This is a genomic window from Flammeovirga sp. AWQ4_249 (assembly GCF_056161045.1).
The window spans coordinates 102,500-122,226 of record NZ_JBSWYJ010000002.1 but is presented as its reverse complement, the minus strand read 5'-3'; the positions used below and the strand labels follow the sequence as shown (position 1 = coordinate 122,226).

The 19,727-nt window shown below is 34.4% G+C and carries 11 protein-coding genes; 10 read left to right on the top strand and 1 reads right to left on the bottom strand.

Going from position 1 to position 19,727, the window contains the following annotated elements:
• Positions 1-72: 72 nt before the first annotated feature.
• The 5 genes from ACXAHM_RS02440 (at position 73) to ACXAHM_RS02420 (ending at position 8,523) form a co-directional block, all read left to right on the top strand.
• Positions 73-1,068 carry an NAD(P)H-dependent flavin oxidoreductase gene (locus ACXAHM_RS02440; protein ID WP_474958806.1) on the top strand — a complete coding sequence of 332 codons (996 nt, stop codon included), beginning with the start codon at positions 73-75 and terminating at the stop codon, positions 1,066-1,068.
• 156 nt (positions 1,069-1,224) lie between these two features.
• A complete protein-coding gene (locus ACXAHM_RS02435; protein WP_474958805.1) occupies positions 1,225-2,430 on the top strand; it encodes a hypothetical protein in 1,206 nt (401 codons plus the stop codon).
• Positions 2,431-2,860: 430 nt separating this feature from the next.
• The gene (locus ACXAHM_RS02430; RefSeq protein ID WP_474958804.1) at positions 2,861-3,967 is read left to right on the top strand and encodes an efflux RND transporter periplasmic adaptor subunit; all 1,107 of its coding nucleotides are present in this window, start codon (positions 2,861-2,863) and stop codon (positions 3,965-3,967) included.
• A 16-nt stretch (positions 3,968-3,983) separates the two neighbouring features.
• Complete coding sequence (locus tag ACXAHM_RS02425) at positions 3,984-7,139, top strand: efflux RND transporter permease subunit (protein ID WP_474958803.1); 3,156 nt, start codon at positions 3,984-3,986, stop codon at positions 7,137-7,139.
• Between the two features lie 10 nt (positions 7,140-7,149).
• Positions 7,150-8,523, top strand: a complete 1,374-nt coding sequence (locus tag ACXAHM_RS02420) for a TolC family protein (RefSeq protein WP_474958802.1) — start codon at positions 7,150-7,152, stop codon at positions 8,521-8,523.
• 84 nt (positions 8,524-8,607) lie between these two features.
• Here the strand turns inward: ACXAHM_RS02420 and ACXAHM_RS02415 are convergent, their stop codons facing one another.
• A complete protein-coding gene (locus ACXAHM_RS02415) occupies positions 8,608-13,677 on the bottom strand; it encodes a sulfatase-like hydrolase/transferase (protein WP_474958801.1) in 5,070 nt (1,689 codons plus the stop codon).
• Between the two features lie 310 nt (positions 13,678-13,987).
• Between ACXAHM_RS02415 and ACXAHM_RS02410 the strand changes: the two genes are divergently transcribed.
• The 5 genes from ACXAHM_RS02410 to gatB all read left to right on the top strand — a co-directional run bounded on the left by ACXAHM_RS02410 (position 13,988) and on the right by gatB (position 19,662).
• Positions 13,988-14,356, top strand: coding sequence for a DUF423 domain-containing protein (locus tag ACXAHM_RS02410; RefSeq protein ID WP_474958800.1), 369 nt, complete (start codon positions 13,988-13,990; stop codon positions 14,354-14,356).
• Positions 14,357-14,360: 4 nt separating this feature from the next.
• Positions 14,361-16,058 (top strand): single-stranded-DNA-specific exonuclease RecJ, encoded by a 1,698-nt coding sequence (gene recJ / locus ACXAHM_RS02405; RefSeq protein ID WP_474958799.1) that lies wholly within the window; start codon positions 14,361-14,363, stop codon positions 16,056-16,058.
• 43 nt (positions 16,059-16,101) lie between these two features.
• Complete coding sequence (locus ACXAHM_RS02400; RefSeq protein WP_474958798.1) at positions 16,102-16,896, top strand: rhomboid family intramembrane serine protease; 795 nt, start codon at positions 16,102-16,104, stop codon at positions 16,894-16,896.
• A 209-nt stretch (positions 16,897-17,105) separates the two neighbouring features.
• Complete coding sequence (locus ACXAHM_RS02395) at positions 17,106-18,017, top strand: rhomboid family intramembrane serine protease (RefSeq protein WP_474958797.1); 912 nt, start codon at positions 17,106-17,108, stop codon at positions 18,015-18,017.
• A 187-nt stretch (positions 18,018-18,204) separates the two neighbouring features.
• Positions 18,205-19,662 (top strand): Asp-tRNA(Asn)/Glu-tRNA(Gln) amidotransferase subunit GatB, encoded by a 1,458-nt coding sequence (gene gatB / locus ACXAHM_RS02390; RefSeq protein WP_474958796.1) that lies wholly within the window; start codon positions 18,205-18,207, stop codon positions 19,660-19,662.
• Positions 19,663-19,727: the final 65 nt, after the last annotated feature.

Here is a 19,727-nt window from a genome sequence, read left to right as displayed (position 1 = left end):
TTATTATTTCCATATTGTGATCAACTATTTAGTATGCATGCATACTATTTTTAATCAATACAACAACACACTATGGAAAAAATTTCCACACCACTAACTCAAATGTTGGGTATAGACTATCCAATTATCATGGCGCCTATGTTCTTAGTCTCTAATGTAGATATGCTTATAGCAGCTGCAAAAAGTGGGATTACGGGTGCTGTTCCTGCTTTAAACTATAGAACCGATAAAGAATTTAGAGCTGCTATTACTGAAATTAGAACTGCAATTGGGGAGAAGCCTTTTGGAGTGAATTTAATTGCCAATAAATCCAACGTGAGATTGACGGAACAGTTGAATACTTGCGTAGAAATGAAAGTAGATTATATCATCACTTCTTTGGGATCACCTAGAAAAATCATAGAAAAATGTAAGCCTGCAGGCATCAAAGTTTTTTGTGACGTCGTGGACATTAAATATGCACTAAAAGTACAAGAATTAGGGGCAGACGGTGTTATTGCAGTAAACAAAGAAGCAGGTGGACATGCAGGACCTACTCCTGCTCATGAATTAGTTCCTGCTCTTGTAGAAGCATGTGATATACCGGTAATTTCTGCTGGCGGTGTAGGAAATGGTTATCAATGGAAAGAAAAACTGGATTTAGGAGCTGTCGGTATATCAATGGGAAGTCCATTTATTGCCACGGTAGAAGGTGGGGTAAATGATGCTTATAAGCAAGCTTGTGTAGATTATGGTGCGAAAGATATCGTGATGACTACAAAACTTTCCGGTACACCATGTACAGTGATCAATACACCTTACATGCAGAAAATTGGTACTAAACAAAACTGGTTAGAATCTTTATTGAATAAGAATAAGCGATTGAAAAAATTTGCGAAAATGCTGACCTTCTACAAAGGAATGAAGATGCTAGAAAAATCAGCTTTTGGAGCTACTTACAAAACAGTATGGTGTGCAGGACCTTCTATTGAATATGTAAAATCTATTCGCTCTGTCAATGAAGTCGTCGAAAGTATGGTTCAAGAATACCGAGAAAAGGAAGGGAAAAAAGAGGAAATAAAAGGTTAATCCTTTAAATATGAAAATAATAGGCCTATCAGAAATGATGGGCTTTTTTATGAGCAACCAAATTTTGATGCTTTTTAGCCAATATTGATATTTAATAGAGTATCAATGCCTCGTTAGTTTTTATAGCTGTAAATAATTACAACAAACTAAATTAATATGATTCGTTTAAGCTATAGAAACCTGATGCTGTTTTTAGCATCATTGGCAGTAATTACCCTAAATTCATGTTCTTCTAAGGAGAATAACATTAACCCAACAGTTGAGAAGCATTCTCTTACTATTAATTTCTCAGGAATTTCATCAGCAAACTCAGGCATGAGAGCAGCTGTATCTCATAACTATATTACGGATGGTTATACGATCAAAGTAAATGGTGAAGATTACATCCGCGATTCAGTAGATTTAACAGGTTCTGTAACAATTGAAAACGTAACTTCAGATTTAAAAATCGAAGTTTTCCATGGTACATTTAAACAAAATCCTGAAGATATTTCAGAAGGAGCATATTACGAAAGTGGCGTAGTTACTATTCCTGGTTCAGCTTTAACATCAGAAGTTTACATGAGCCTTATCCAAGGAGCAGTACTTCTAAATGCATCTCCTGCTATCGAAGAAGCAACTTTATCAACTGAAAAGCAATCAATGGCTATCGAAACAAACAAGTATTACTATGTACTTGGAAATAACGAATACCATTTAGATATCACAACAAATAGCGACCAATTACAAGCAATTGATATTGCTCATAACGGTCAGTCAATTGCATATACTGTTTCAATGAACTCTGAGTTAACTTTCATCTTACAGCAATTTGACGAAGATAAAGAAGGTAACTTAGAAAGTGCAGGAGTAGCTCCAGTTATCCCGTTAGAAAATATCACTGGTGCAGAAAATAAAAAAGCAGATAAATTTAATGGAGCAGTTTCAGGTAATGCTTATTACTACAAACTTCAACAAGGTTACTTAGTTTCAGCTTACAAATATGTAGATATGGATACTTTACAAGCTGTATCTTTTTCAAGAATGAAACAACCAACTTACAGTGCAACAACTGAAGGAACAGATATGTATTTAAATATCTACTTATCTGAAAGTGAGGATGGAAAAGGTTCTTACGCTAGAATCGATATGCTAAGCGATTACAAAGTACCTTCTGCGAAAACTTTCCAAGTGAATGTAAATGATAAGTGGGTAGCTGAATTCAATACATGGGAAGAAGTAAAAAACTACTTCGATAACCAAGGTAAAAAATTATATCTTCAAACAAACCGTATAGATGGTGTAATGAAAAACGCGAACTATGTTATCCGTTTCAAAGGTGAAGATGAATTTAACTTCGAAATTACTGCATTTAACATTTAGGATTTTAAATGAAAAATGCATAGTTAAAAGTGAAAAACTAGATTAGTAATAGTCGGTTTTTCACTTTTTTGTTCTTAGAGTTAAAGACTAACTCATTATTTACCTTAACAAATTTAGTTTTTCATTCTTCGGAATTAAGTGAAAAATGCATAGTTAAAAGTGAAAAACTAGATCAGTTTATGGTCAGTTTTTCACTTTTTTTTGTGCTTACAGTTAAAGACTAAGTCAATATATTATCATCAATCACAAACAAATTTAGTTTTTAACTCTTCATTCTTCACTTTTCATTAATTCTACCAGTTAGGTGTCTATCTTGGTCTTAAAAAATACAAAAATTACAAATGAATGTAAATTTGTTTAAACAATTAATAATAATAACGGACCTTGCAAAAACTTAATTATCAACCCTAACAGAAAACGAAAGATCGTCATGATCAAGAATATTTTAATTCTCTTATTATCATTCTTAGTATTAGCATGTAATAAAAATGAGAAAGTAGCAAACAGCAAACCTTTACACCCATATAAAGTCGTAGAAGCTGAAATTAGAGACGTGTCTTATGAGAAATCTTATCCTGCAAGTGTACAGGGAGAGATTAGTAGTGAAGTGCGTGCAAAAATTAGTGGATATATTGATGCAGTGTATGTAGATGAAGGTCAAAAGGTCCGCAAAGGCCAAAAATTATTTCATATCGAAACAGCTTCTTTAAGTGAGGAAGTACAGACTGCAAAGGCACAGGTAGAAGTAGCTGAAGTGGAAGTAGCACGTCTACGTCCGTTAGTGGAAAAGAAAGTAATTTCAGAGATTCAGTTGAAAACAGCTGAAGCGAAATTAGCAGAGATGAAAAGTAATTTAAATACGATCTATGCTAACATCAGCTATGCTACAATTACAAGTCCTGTAAACGGTGTTGTAGGTTCTATTAATTTCCGTCAAGGTACTTTGGTAGGTCCTAATACAGAATCTTTAACTGAAGTTTCTGATATCAAAAATGTTTATGCTTACTTCTCAATGAACGAGAAGGATTTCTTGTCATTCACAAAAGATGTAGAAGGGAAGGACATGAACGAAAGAATCAAAAATTTACCAAAGGTACAATTACAATTAGCAGATGGATCAATGTATTCTTCTGAAGGTGAAATTGTGACAATCTCAGGTAGCATCGACCAAGCGACAGGTTCTGTTTCATTTAGAGCTAAATTCCCAAATGAAAAAGGAATCTTAAGAGATGGTAGTAGTGCTCGTGTTATTGTAAAAAATAAAGTAGATGATGCATTAGTCATTCCTTACCAATCTACTTTTGAGCAACAAGGTGAAACAATTGTTTACAGAGTATCAAAAGAAGATTCTTTATACACGAAAAAAGTAAAATCTACAATCAAAACAGATCATTTATTGATCATTGATGAGGGTATCGAAAAAGGTGATAAAATCTTGGCGGAAGGTGTTAATATCGTACGCTCAGGTCAAAAAATCATCTCGAAACCTGCTACTGTAGATGAAGTATTAGGTTCATACGAAGCAGCTTTCAAATAAGAAATTCTCCCTTATCATGTTACAAAAATTTATTGACAGACCAGTATTGTCAACAGTAATCTCTGTAGTGATTACATTGTTGGGTATACTAGGTTATATGGATCTTCCGGTGTCCCAATATCCGGATATTGCTCCTCCAACTGTAGCGGTAACGGCTAGTTATCCTGGAGCGAGTGCACAAACAATTCTTGAAAGTGTGATTGTTCCAATTGAAGAACAAGTCAATGGTGTAGAAGGCATGACGTACATGACTTCAAGTGCAGCCAATGATGGTTCTGCTTCAATTACTGTATTCTTCGAACAAGGTGTTGATCCCGATGTTGCTGCGGTAAACGTACAAAACAGGGTAGCAAGAGCTAATTCTAAATTACCTGCCGAAGTAATTCGTGGTGGTGTAATTACAGAAAAGAAAGAGAACTCTGCCTTAATGTACATGGCGATTTACTCTGAAAATAAGGATTACAACGAAACATTCGTTTCTAACTACTTAAACATCCATGTAAAACCTGAATTACAAAGGGTAAAGGGTGTGGCTTCAGTAAGTATTTTTGGTGCTCGTGATTACGCAATGAGAATTTGGTTAGACCCTGCAAAGATGTCCACCTATTCATTGACAACAACAGATATTCAAAATGCAATTAATGAGCAAAGTTTAGAAGCAGCAGCAGGAGCCTTAGGTCAAAACTCAGGTTCACCATTCGAATTTGTGATCAAATACAAAGGTCGTTATAAAACGGCTGAAGAGTACAAAGATATCATTATCCGCTCAGAAGGAAATGGTAAATTTTTACGTTTAAAAGACGTTGCAGAAGTTGAATTAGACGCCTTCTCTTATGATACAAAGTCTATTACTTTAGGGCATCCATCTGTAAGTTTTGGTATCTTCCAAACTCCAGGTTCAAATGCACAAGAAGTAATTAGAAACTTACACTCAGAATTAGAACGCCTACAGAAAACATTCCCTGATGGTGTGAAATATGTAGTCAATTACGATACAAACCGTTTCTTAGAAGCTTCGATGACTAAAGTACAACATACTTTGATTGAAGCATTTATCTTGGTATTTATCGTAGTATTACTCTTCTTACAAGATTTTAAATCTACTTTAATTCCAGCAATTGCAGTTCCTGTAGCCATTATTGGTACCTTCTTCTTCTTAGGTATTCTTGGTTATTCATTAAACTTATTGACATTATTCGCCTTAGTACTTGCGATTGGTATTGTAGTGGATGATGCAATTGTAGTAGTAGAAGCGGTCCATGCGAAAATGGATGCAGGAGAAACAGATTCTCATAAAGCAACAAGTACAGCAATGGGTGAAATCTCAGGTGCAATTATCTCTGTTACTTTGGTAATGGCCGCTGTATTCGTTCCAATTACTTTTATCAAAGGACCTTCAGGAGTATTCTATGAGCAATTTGGTGTAACACTAATTATATCAATCTTAATTTCAGCAGTCAATGCCTTAACGTTAAGTCCAGCACTTTGTGTGATGTTCTTGAAAAAGCATGATGATGATAAGAAGAAAAATTTATTAGATCGTTTCTATGAAGCATTTAATATTGCTTTCGATATTGGCGTAAGAAAATACACAAGAACTTTAGAGGTATTCTTAAAGCATAAGTGGTTGACATTAGTAGCATTAGTCTTCAGTTTTGGAGGAATCTATTATTTTGATGCAAATACACCAACAGGTTTCGTGCCTTCTGAGGATAGAGGTGTAATTTTCATCAACATGGAATTGCCGATTGGTTCATCTATGGATAGAACTTTTGCAATGACAGAAGAGATGTTAGCTTCAGTAAAAGATATTCCGGGAGTTCACTCTGTGTCTATGAGATCAGGATCTAACTTCTTCTCAGGTGCAGGTAGTTCATATGCTTTAGGTTTTGTTCTTCTTAAAGGTTATGAAGAAAGAACAACACCTGAGACTAGTTTAGATGGGATTTTAGCTGAATTAAGAAAGCGTACAGCTCATATTAAAACAGCAAAATCAATCTTTTTTACGCCTGCAAGTATTCCTGGTTTTGGTAATTCTGACTTTGAATTCCAAATATTAGATAAAGCTTCAGGAAAGTTAGCTGGATTGGATGAGGTAGCGAAAAAATTCACGCAGGAGATTCAAAAGTCAAATATTATTGCATACGCCTCTAACTCATTTAATGTGAATTTCCCTCAATTAGAAATGGAAATTGATGTTGCTAAAGCTAAAGAATCAAAAGTATTGGTTGGAGATATTTTCCGTTCAATGCAAGGTTTTATTGGCGGTTATTATGTCGCTGACTTTACTCGATTTGGTAAGCAGCTAAGAGTTAACATGCAAACAAAACCTGAGGATCGTAAGAACGAGGGAAGTTTGGATAATATGTTCGTTCGTAATAGCGAAGGAAAAATGGTTCAAATTTCAGAATTCGTGAAATTAAAAAGATCATATGGTCCTCAATCTATTAAGCGTTTTAATCTTTATAATGCCGTTTCAGTTAGTGGTGGTGTAGTACAAGGACATAGTTCGGGTGAAGCAATTGAAGTGATTAGTAAAATCGCTGAGGAGACGCTACCATTGAATTATGAGATTGCTTATTCTGGTATTACGAGGGAAGAGATCAGTTCAGGTGGTCAGTCAATCTATATCTTTATGTTGAGTATTCTATTTACTTACTTATTCTTAGCAGCTCAATACGAAAGTTATATTTTACCATTTGCGGTATTATTCTCACTTCCATTCGGGGTATTTGGTGCGTATAGTTTTACGAGCTGGAGAGGATTAGAAAACAATATCTATTTCCAAGTAGCCCTAATCATGTTGATTGGTTTATTAGCCAAAAATGCCATCTTGATTATTGAATTTGCTTTGCAAAGAAGAAGGGAAGGATTGTCATTATTTGATGCTGCAATTGAAGGGGCAAGAGAACGTATTCGTCCAATCTTAATGACTTCATTTGCATTTATCTTAGGACTTATTCCATTAGTATTAGCAACAGGTGTTGGTGCTGCAGGTAATAAATCAATTGGTACAGGTGCAGTAGCAGGTATGTTAGTGGGTACTTTATTAGGTTTAATATTTATCCCTGTATTGTTTGTCGTGTTCCAAGGAATTCATGAAAAATTATTCCCTAAGAAAATCGAAAAGCAACCTAAAAAAGAAGAAGAATTAGAAAATGCAGTATACTAAATATATAGTGATGAGTGTGCTTTTGAGTACACTCTTCTCTTCATGTCTAATTCGTAAAGAATACAATCGTACGGTTGAAATCGATAACGATCATCTTTACAGAATTGACAATGATAGTGTTTCCGAAGAACAAAATTTTGGTCAGATCCAATGGTCTGAATTTTTTAAAGATACTTTACTAACGAACTATATCGATCAGGCAATCCACAACAATTATGATGTGAGAATTGCTCTTGAAAATGTAGAAATCGCAAAGTCTTTATACAAACAAGGTAAAAGTGTCAACATTCCAAGTATCAATGGAACGATCGATGCTGGATATTCTCATAACTCTGCCAATACACCAATAGGAAATGCTTTTGGTAATCAACAACAATACAATCTTGGTGTTGGATTATCATGGGAAGCAGATATCTGGGGTAAACTTAAGGCGACTACTGAGGCAACAAGAATGAATTTACTGACGCAAGAGGAAGTAAAAAAAGCGATTGTTTCTGATTTAGTAAGCCAAGTTGCTTTCAATTATTACCGTTTAATTGGTTTTGATAAGCAAAGAGAAATCTTATTGAAAACAATTAAATCGAGAGAAGAAAGTTTAGAAGTAACACAAGCTTTGTATAAGTCTGGTGAACTTACTTTAGTGGCTGTAAAGCAAACAGAAGCGTTGTTATACAACTCTAAAGTTCTTTTAGTTGAAGCAGAAAAGAATATTGAAATTGCTGAAAACGCAATCTCATTCTTGATGGGAGAGTCGAGTCACAGTATTCAAAGAGATTCTATTTTTAATGATCGATTTGATTTTAAATTGGATGTCGGTTTACCTGTTCAATTATTAGAAAATAGACCAGATGTAAAAGCTGCAGAATACAACTTGATCAATGCTTTTGAAAGAGTAAATATTGCGAAAGCGAATTTCTATCCTTCTGTTAGTATTTCTGCAACAGGTGGTCTTCAAAGTACTGCAATTTCAGATTGGTTTAATCCATCGTCATTCCTTTTCAATGTAGTGGGGCAAGCAACGCAACCGATTTGGAATCAACGTCAGATCAAAACACAGTATGAAATCTCTCAAAGTGAAGAAAAAATTGCTCTTCATAACTTTGAAAGACAGATCCTAATTGCTGGACAAGAAGTGTCAAATTCTGTGATGATTATAGGAAAACAACAGGAAGCAATCGTCAATTCTGAAGCTGAATGTGATGCTTATCGTTTAGCAGTAGAATACTCACAAGACTTACTTGTGTCTGGTTCTGCCAACTATCTAGAGGTAATCACAGCACGTCAAAATTTACTACAAGCTGAACTTGTTTTGGTGAATAATAAATTAGTAAAAATCACAGAGCTAATTCGTCTTTACAACGCATTAGGTGGTGGCTGGAGCTAAGCATAATTGCATTTCGCTCTAATAAAAAAGGAGATGATCTACAAGAATTAGATCATCTCCTTTTTTCTTTAATAGAGATTTTTATTATTCAATGATTAATTTCTCACTGAACCCTTCTCCATCTTTATTGATTTTAATGAAGTAAATACCTTTGCTTAATCCATTAATATCCACTTGAATACTTGATGTATCTTGACTAGAGATAGTTTTTTCTAGTTGACCCAAGGAATTATAAATATCAATTGAAATACTAGAAGCAGTTGTTCCTAAATCAATCGTTATATTATTTCCTGAAGTCGGATTAGGGTATATAGTTATGTTTTTCTTATGCTCAAGGGAAGAATTCAAACGAGCACTGCTTGATGATGTATTAAAAGCATAAGCAGAAGTCCAAGCTGAAGCAGATGTACTATTAAATGCTCTCATTCTTACTACATAACTTGTATTTGGAAGTAAATCAGAGAATGTTACTTGATCAATACCATCATTAATTTGATCTTCAAAATTTATCCAACCTTTGCCAACCATTCTATATTGAACTTTTTGATATGTAGAATTTGAACCTCCAATAAATGAAACGGTTGCAGAAGTAGAAGAAACATCTACATCAGTAATGACAGGTTTTCCTACATTGCCATTTGACATGGATGTAATCAATGCTGAAGCTGAAGAAGCATACTCATCTAAAGTAACAGTAATTGTAGCAATACCACCTCCAACAGCTGTAATAACACCATTTTGATCTACTGAAACGGCAGCTGGGTTATCACTTGACCAAGTTAAATTAGCTTCAGATAGTGAAACAGGAGTGATATACGTAACCAATTGATATTCTTCTCCAACATTTAACGTTAATGTAGAAATATTTAAAGCCACTTCAGCGTCTACATTTGCTTGATTTACTTGAAATGAAATGGTTTTTGAGGCAGGGTTAAATGAATTGTTACCTTCTTGATTCGCCGTAATTGTCACTTCCCCTTCTTCACCAGTTAAAGAAACCGTAGTTCCGTCTAGGGTAGCAGGTCCAGTTATACTATAGTTTAATGGAAGACCTGAAGTTGTACTCGCGATGATATCAAAATCTGCAGCATCACTCCATTTATCTTCTATCGTTTGAATAGAAATCTCTTGCTCTTGTTTTGGAGTGAAACTACCCCCCATATCACCATAGAAGTAAACTCCATTCAATTGGATACTCCAAGCATTATCGCCTTTGACAACAACTTTCAAATATTTTGCTGAAAGATCTAACGCTTGATTAGCTACAATAGCAAATTGATGAGCATGACGATAAAGTTCAGGATTGCCATTGCCATCAATTAAATCATCCACTCGTAATGAAACTGATCGTGTACTTACTTTTTGGAAGGTAATATTATCTGTAGATGTATAAATTTCAATATCTCCATCAACCAATACGGTATCTGAATTCACAACATTTTGAGCAGAATGATGCTCTGTCACTTCAATTCTAAAGTTATGCAGTTCTGAAACTTCATATGTTAAATATGCATCTGAAACGACTCCTCCAACTTCATTTCTTACTAATCTCTGACCATCTCCATTGAATCCATTTCCAGCATCATTAGTTAAATAACTATTACTTGACTTTTCAAATGTTTTAGCTGAACTGAAATCGTCAGCAAAAACAGGTAGAATAGCTCCACTAGTTCTCATTCTTGAAGGATCAATATTGAAAATAGAAGGATCAACATCAACAGGAATAGCATCAAGGTTTAAGGTAGAATTAGTGGTTTTAGGAGCATAGATATATACTTTTCCTAAAACAGCATCTGAGAAATCAAGACCATCACCTTCTATGGCAACCTTGACATATTGAGTGCCCATTGGGAATATAGTCGCATTTTGATAGGTAGCGATATTATTCCCCCAAGTATAATTACCGATAAATTCATTTGTAGTCAGCTCCACCCAATTTTGATTATCTGTAGATGAATAAATCTTTAGTGTTCCAAAATCTTGAATGGCTTGTCCACTTGCATTGCCCCAAACTTCTACGTTGATATCTCCAGGGTTTTCGACTTGGTAAGTAACATACGCATCTCCAGAAGCAGAACGATGTATGAGTGAGTGATCTTGACTGTAATGATTTCCCCAATTTTGAGTAAAAGTTTGCCAATTATCACTACGGTCAAACACTAAATCAAAAGTATCTAACTCATCAGCAACAATTGTAGCAGGACGACGAATATTGTCTAGTTTTGCTTGAAAAGCCGCTCTTACTTCAGCATATGCAGGATGATCGATTACATTGATAAATTCATCTTGATCATACAAACGGTCATATAATTCATCTTGATTATTGTGATAATCATTAAAAGTGAAACGCTTACTCTTTATACCATAGTTTTGTTGATCTTTTGTTTTATAAAACCAATTGCCAATAGTAGACAAGGCAACTTCATCTCCAGCATACTCAGTAGAGTTTACATTCGATAAGAAAGGTTTTAAACTATGTCCATCTAAATCAGCTCCAGCTTCACTAAACTTTGTATCTCCAGTCAAATAACATAAATCTTGTAACGTAGGGTAGATATCAACCAAAGAAACAGGATGTTCTACTTTTTGACCTTTTGTATTTTGATGTAGTGGAGATTTAATAATTAGAGGAACACGTGTGCCATGTGTCCAAAGGTTATTTTTATGTGAGTAATCTTTTTCCCCCATATTATAGCCATGATCACTAAAAAGCATTATCACTGTATTATCTGCATATTGAGAATTCTCAACAGCATCTACCACTCGACCAATCATTTCATCAGCAAAGGCAACACTTGCAAGATATCCTTGTAAATAACGTTTGATACCTTCGTTTTTATCAATGTGACTATGCTCCAATACATCTACAATTTCATGCCCTCGGCTTGTACGATTGTAAGTGAAATCATCTCTATCATCCAAGAATATTTCAGGTAATTGAATGTCTTCCAATGGAAACATATCGAAGTATTTATCGGGAACGACAAAAGGAGAGTGAGGGCGAATAATACCCACAGCCATAAAGAAAGGATCATCGCTGTTTTGTGCCTCTAAATTTTGAATATTATTGATCGTCCAAGCCACATTTTCTTCATCAGGCATTAGATCTCTATCTTCTTCATTGACATATCTGAAAGGTTGGTTTTTAGTCGTACTGTACCAACCTTCATAATACCTTGGTCCAGTAGTATTGTTGGCGTCAAAGGCAATTCTTGCTTTTGGAATTGAAGAAAGACGTCCATAAACACCATCTAAAGCACCACCTGCATCATGCATTTGATGTGCTGAATTTTGATGTACAGCAGCACCTTTTCCATTATACGCTACAGGTCCATAATCTTGAGACAATTCATGAACAACATCCCACCATTTGTCTTCACCATTTGTAGAGTGCGTGATCTTTCCTGTTTTGTATGTGGTATAACCATTTGCCATAAAATATTCAGAAATCATCTTCGTTTCTGACAGAATAGGATTGTTTCTCCAATTTTGATAACCTGTACCAAAATGTTGAGAAGTCATTGGTAGCACACCATTCATAAAACTTGCTCTAGAAGGATCACAAAGTGGAGCATTCGAATGAGCATTCATAAAGGAAACACCTTCAGAAGCTAACTTATCAAGGTTGGGTGTTTTGGTTTGTAAATGTCCTCCCATAAAACCGATATAGTCATTCAAGTCATCCAAGACGATCATTACCACATTCAATTTTGCTCCAACAATACTAAGTTGAAATAATTTTGATGATGATAAACTCCGATCACTAACTGTCAATTCTACTTCATAGGTATTATCTTGGTTAGCATCATTTGCAACACCTAATAATGGTTGTGTTTTGAATGATAAATTGCCTGATGTACTTACAGTAAATGCATTTTGATCTGCACCTCCAGTAATACTATAACTTATATTCTCTTCAGTAGCTAACGTTTCTAATTGTAATGTTTCTTTGTTCTCTGGATAATTTTGAAATGCATCCGTAATGAAAATAGGAGGTAAGGAAATAGCATCAACACTTAGGTGTCCAATATCTGCATTACTTTTTACCGTTCCTAAAGCATCTGAAGAAGTTCCATTCGTTAAATTACCACTGCCGTCTGCAATGGAAGTAGGATAAATAGGGAGAATATATAACCCATTTTCAGCTTGCTGAATTTCCCCAAATTTCACTTTCTCTTCACTAACTTCATTTTTCAAGATTAGATTTCCATTGCCTTCAAAAGGTACTCTAGAAGCAGTGCTATGAATATAAGCAACAATATTTGAAGTCGCATTTACAGAGATTACACTTAAATCTCCTAGGTTTAAATCCTCTCCATCGCCTCTTTCATTTCGTCCTCCTTTATTATTCAAAAGGATATTATTATGCAGCTCGATAGTTCCTGAACTACCATAAAAATTAATTCCTTCAATTTTATTGGCAGCCACTGTATAATTGTCCACAATAGTATTATTCAAAATACTAACATCTTGTGAATTAGTTCGAATTGCTCCACCTGTTCCTGTACCGTTAGTACTATTGTTATAGAATAATGAGTTTTCTACCGTAAATGCTAAAGCTCCTGGATTACTATTGACGGCACCAGCATGAGTACCACTTTCATTTCCAATAAATGACGAATTTTGAATAACTAATTCCTTGTTGGTAGAAATAGCACCGCCTTGTTGTCCAGCATAATTTTCAATGAAATTACAGCCAATAACTTCTACAGAAGAAGATGTTTTATTATTGAAGATACCACCTCCTTGAGCAGCCTCCATTCCATATTTAATCGTTAGATTTTGAAACTTCACATGAATGCCTGTCACATCAATCGTGAAGATTCTATTATTGGAAATTAATGTTGGAGGAGTACTTTGATTCATCAAAACAATCGGAGAAGTTGTGCCTCCCATTACAACAGATTGCATTGGATTCGTTCCTTGAATTGTCAATGATTTATTAATCTTAATTTGATTTTCATAAATCATATCCAAAATATGAATGGTGTCATCTGTACTTGCAACACTGATAGCATGAGCTACCGTTTGGAAAGGATTACTCTGATCTCCTGTATTAGAATTATTTCCATTTGAACTTACATACCAAGTAGCGCCGTACGTAAATCCTGCATAGCAAAAAAGCAGAGCTAAAGCTAATAATAGTCGTTTCATTTCAATATCATTATAGTTTGTGTTAAGTGTCATTTAAACACTGCTGGTGATATGAATGTCGACTAATTTTTGGGAAATCAACTAAAAATCAACTTTGATAGGTGTATTAATGCTTAGTATATGTCAAAATATGATTTATGTAAATGGTAAAATTAATATTTCCTTTAACTGAGATTCTTAGCAATAGAGATGATTGCAAAACCTTATTGGAAAGTACAGTTGACAGTTCTGGACCTATTTTGACAAAAAATAATAATTAATAAAATACAAAAACCGCTATCTTGCATTATATATAAATCAACAAGCAAAAATGGATAAGAAAATCATTCAAATAGGAGCTATTTTTTGTGCCTTAGCAGTAGCAATTGGAGCGTTTGGAGCACACGGCTTAAAAGGAACTTTAGAAGAGTTTGGTCGAGTAGCAACTTTTGAAACAGCGGTAAAATATCATTTTTATCATGGTTTAGGTCTTCTTTTAGTAGGAGCTTTAGCGAGTAAAATGGAGACAACTTGGTTGAAATGGTCCGCAGTTTTTATGGTGTTGGGAATCCTTATTTTCTCAGGAAGTTTATATATCTTATCAGTAACTGGAATTACTTGGTTGGGTGCAATAACACCAATCGGAGGAGTTGCTTTTATTGCAGCTTGGGTAGCAATAGTTTTTGGTATAAAGAAATAAGAACATGGAGAAGAAGTGGGTCATTAATCCAGAACCGAAAGAAGAGTATGTACAGGCTTTATTAAAGCAACCAAATGTGCCAAGAATTGTAGCATCACTTCTCGCACAAAGAGGTGTACATTCAATACATAATGCAAGAGATTATTTTCGTCCAACATTAGAAAAGCTACATGATCCATTCTTGATGAAAGACATGGACATTGCTGTGGCTCGATTGACTTTAGCCATTGAAAAAGGAGAGAGAATCCTTTTTTATGGAGATTATGATGTGGATGGAACAAGTGCTGTTGCTTTATTTATGCATTTCTTTCAAGATTTTTATCCCAATATCGACTTTTATGTTCCAGATAAATATACAGAAGGGTATGGTGTTTCTCTTCGAGGAATAGAATACGCTGCTACAACCAATTGCCAACTGATTATTTCATTGGATTGTGGTAGTTTAAATCATGAAGAAATTCAAGAGGCAATCCATAGAAATATTGATTTTATTGTTTGTGATCACCATCAAGTAGGAGAGGAATTACCAAAAGCGACGGCTTTATTAAATCCGCAAAGAAAAGACTGTAATTACCCTTTTAAAGGGTTAGCAGGTGTAGGTGTTGGCTTCAAATTACTTCAAGGTTTTTGTCAGAAACATGGTATTGATCCTACTCCTTTATGGCAACATTTAGATTTAGTTGTTTTAGGAACAGCATGCGATGTAGTGCCAATGCTAGACGAAAATAGAGTTTTAGCAAAACAAGGTTTATCATACCTTCAAAATACAACAAAAGAAGGTTTGAAGGCGATTTTTACTATTTTGAATCTAACGCCAGCAGATCTAAAATTAAATGATATTGGCTATAATTTTGGTCCACTAATTAATTCTGCTGGACGAATTGCTCATGCACAAATTGCTGCGGAATTACTTTCATCAATTGATCCTAAGGAAGCATTAGAACAAGCAAGAGAATTAGGTAGAATTAATGATTTAAGAAAGAAATACGATGCCCAAAATACTGAAGAAGCGATAGCAATGGCTGAAAATGATACGAATGCTGCATTGGTATTATTTAGTGAAAACTGGCATAAAGGAGTCTTAGGAATTGTAGCCTCTAGATGTGCAGATAAATTTGGTAAACCTACCGTCGCATTGACACTGTCAAGAGATGAAATCACAGGTTCTGCTCGTGGTGTAGGTGATTTTGATATATTACAAGTGCTGACGAACTGTCAAGATTTACTGACAAAATTTGGTGGACATCACTCTGCAGCAGGAGTTTCACTAAAAGCAGAAAAATTGTCAGATTTTAAACAAAATTTTGTCAGAGAAGTTGACAATATTACGAATGGAAAGGATTTTGTTTCTGAAATTAAAGTTGATCTAACAGTAAATCTGTCGGATTTAAATTTGGCTACTGCAACCATAATTGAAAAAATGAGTCCATTTGGACATGAAAATGGTATGCCACTTTTTAAAGCGACAAATGTACTTGTTGAAGGTACGCCAAGAGTGTTAAAAGATAAACACCTTAAAATGAAAGTATATCAACAAGTAGGAGATCAGAAGGTAGACGCTATTGCCTTTAACAAGGTGGAAAAAATAGACTTATGTGTAGGAGGAAAGATCGATATTCTATTTCGATTAGAAATCAATGAATTTCGAGGAAATAAGACCTTACAATTAAATATTAAAGATATTCAACAGTCAGTGGAGTGAATTTAAAATAACAAAAGCTGACTATAACTACTAAAAAATTAACATGGGACAAAACTTAACACCATACGTAAAAATCTTATTGATAATTAATCTAGTAATCTTTGCTATTATTAATTTGGGAAATATACCTTTGGATTTAATATTAGGTTACCATTATCCAAAATCAGATCTTTTCCAGATTTATCAACCTTTTACGTACATGTTTGTCCAAAGAGATTTTTCTCATTTATTCGGTAATATGTTTGCCTTATTTATGTTTGGTCCTATTCTCGAGAATTTTTTAGGATCAAAGAAATTCTTAATTCTTTATATGTTTACGGGCTTAGGTGGAGGTTTCTTATATGGAGTATCCAATTATGTGGAAATTACAGAAATGGAAAAGCATGCAGCAGCATACTTAATGGACGAAACTCCTGAAAACTTTATCAATTATGTGAATGAAGAAATACCTTATGCTTACGGATATGACCAAAATGTCACAATGCTGTATCAAAATTTTCCTGATGATCCAGAAAACCCGTATTTAAAAAGTGCAGCAGCTGATCAGGTTCGTAAGTTTTCAATGAGTGAAATAAATCAAGGAATGATTGGTGCTTCAGGTGCTATTTTTGGAATTTTATTCACATTTGCGTTCTTATTTCCAAATCTTCAATTGTTCTTATTATTCGTACCTTTTCCTATCAAAGCAAAGTATCTAATTGGTGGTTATATAGGATACGAAGTATATTTATTGTTGCAAAACAATCCGACTGACTCTGTGGCTCATTTAGCCCATTTAGGAGGAGCATTATTTGCTTATATATTATTAAAACACTGGAAATATCATAGTGTCCAATAAGGAAAGAAATTCCTTTAACTATATACTGATGTTGTGAAACTTAGGAAGACTTCATCTATCTAATAATAAAATGCAATTAGGCGGTGAATCCATAAAATGATTTTTAAAAGTAATCGAATTTATGTAAATTAAATTACCTAATTAATAACCTTAATGATTAAGGCAGGGTTCTTTAATTATCACCCATTAAACCATTATTTTAACTTCTTATGAACGGTTTTATCTCTGATCTAAAATACACATGGAACAAGCCTGGAAGTGGACTACTTCGACTTATCATTGTTAATGTCGTGGTGTATGTTTGTATGAGTTTACTGATGCTTGTATTCAAATTATCAGGAATTCAAGAAATTTACAATCTCTACATCTTCGATAATGTAGCCTTAAATACAGAAATTACTGAGGCAGTCCTCAAACCTTGGACTATAGTGACCTATTTCTTCATGCATAGTATGAATGATTTCTTTCATATTTTATTCAATATGCTGATAATGTATTGGTTCGGGATTATTTTTGCTGAATTTCTTGGGGATAAAAAATTAGTTGCTCTCTATTTTCTAGGTGGTATTACTGCAGGTTTAATGGTGCTTGTAGCTTTTAGCGTTATTCCATATTATAAACCAATGGCAGGTGCTCCTCTTGTAGGTGCTTCTGGAAGTGTTTTGGCTATCGTGGTTGGTGCCGCAACAATAGCACCTGATTATAGGATTAATTTATTATTTATAGGACCGGTAAAAATTAAATACATGGCATTGGCATATGTTTTAATTTCATTGTTACAATCGGCAGGTGGTAATGCAGGCGGTCAAATCGCTCACTTAGGAGGAGCATTAATGGGATATACTTATGTTGCTTTATTAAAAAAAGGTACAGACTTAGGAGCTCCATTATATGCAGTAACACGCTTCTTTAACAACTTAACGAGCTCGAATAGAAAATTGAAAGTAGTTCATCGAAATAAAAAATCGAATAAGAATACAAAAAATACAACTAAAAATTCAGGTCAACCAACACAAGATAATGTGGATGAAATTTTAGATAAAATCTCTGAAAGAGGATACGAAGGCCTTTCTCAAGAAGAAAAAGAAATTCTATTTAAGGCAAGTCAACGTAAACATTGAAAATTCTTAGTGTAATTGCCTTTAATTTATTAATATTGTAATGAAATAGCTTAAAAGTCATTTTTTCTTTAAAAGAATGACTTTTTTGTTTTTAAAATACTAAAGTAACCAACAAGCAAGATCGAAAAGTATAGATATAATCTAAACTACGTCACTACACTGCTTATAATTGATAGATACAAGACATATGGATAAGGCAATATTAGATAAATATGAACTTGTCGTAGGATTGGAAGTTCATTCTCAACTACAAACAAAAAGTAAAATTTTTGCTTCAGACCCGACTACTTATGGTCAAGATCCTAATGTAAATGTAAGTTCTATTACACTAGCATTACCTGGAACATTACCCAAAGTCAATAAATCTGTGATTGAATATTCTATAAAAATGGGATTGGCATGTCACTGTAGAATCTCTGAATATCAATTCTTTGATCGTAAGAATTATTTCTATCCAGATTTACCAAAAGGATATCAAACTACTCAAGATAAAACACCCATCTGTATTGGTGGACATGTAGATGTTGTGACCAAAACAGGTGTAAAAAATAAAGTAATCCTTAACCGTATTCATATGGAAGAGGATGCAGGAAAATCAACACACTTAGAAGGCTCAACAGATACCTTAGTGGATCTAAATAGAGCAGGTGTTCCTTTGATGGAAATTGTAACAGAACCATGTATTCATGATTCTGCAGTTGCAGCAGCTTTCGTAGGTGAAATCCGTAAAATCGTCCGTTATTTAGAAGTATCAGACGGTAATATGGAAGAAGGTTCTCTACGTTGTGATGCCAATGTTTCTGTTCGCTTAAAAGGAGAAACAAAGTTTGGAGAAAAATGTGAAATCAAGAACATGAACTCCATGCGTAATATCCAAAGAGCAATTGATTATGAAATGCAACGTCAAATTGAACTCATTGAAAAAGGGGAAACAATTATTTCTGAGACTAGAACATTTAATGTTGATACGGGCAAAACATATGGTATGCGTACAAAAGAAACATTGAATGACTATAGATATTTCCCTTGTCCTGACCTTCCTCCGATGATTGTAAAACCGGAATGGGTTGAAAAAATTAAAAAGGAAATGCCAAGTCTTCCGTATGAATTGGTAGAGAAGTTTACAGCAGAATACAACCTTTCGGAAGCAGATGCTTATCAATTGACGGAAACACGTGCAACAGCAGCCTATTTTGAGGCACTTTGTAAGGGCACTAAAAATTATAAAGCGGCAGCCAATTGGATGAACGGCCCTTTGAAATCAATGGTCAATGAAGGTGGAATCTCTTATGATACATTGTCAGTAAAACCTGAACAAGTTGCGGTAATAATTGGATTAGTAGATGATAAAAAAGTAAGTCATGCTGCTGCCAATCAACAATTATTGAAAGCTGTAGCACAAAAAGAAGGAAGTAATCCTGAAGAAGTTGCCAAAGAAATGGACCTTATTCAAGATAGTGGTGATGACTTCTTGGTTCCTCTTATTGAACGGGCTATTGCTAAATTCCCTGATAAGGCGAAAGCTTATAAAAAAGGAAAGAAAAACCTATTAGGTCTTTTTATGGGAGAAGTGATGAAAATGGCAAAAGGAAAAGCAGATCCACAAAAAACAAATCAGTTATTACGTGAAGCTTTAGAGAAATAAGAAAGCTCATAAATCTCTATATTTATTCTTACACCTTGTCTTATAACACAAAAGACAAGGTGTTT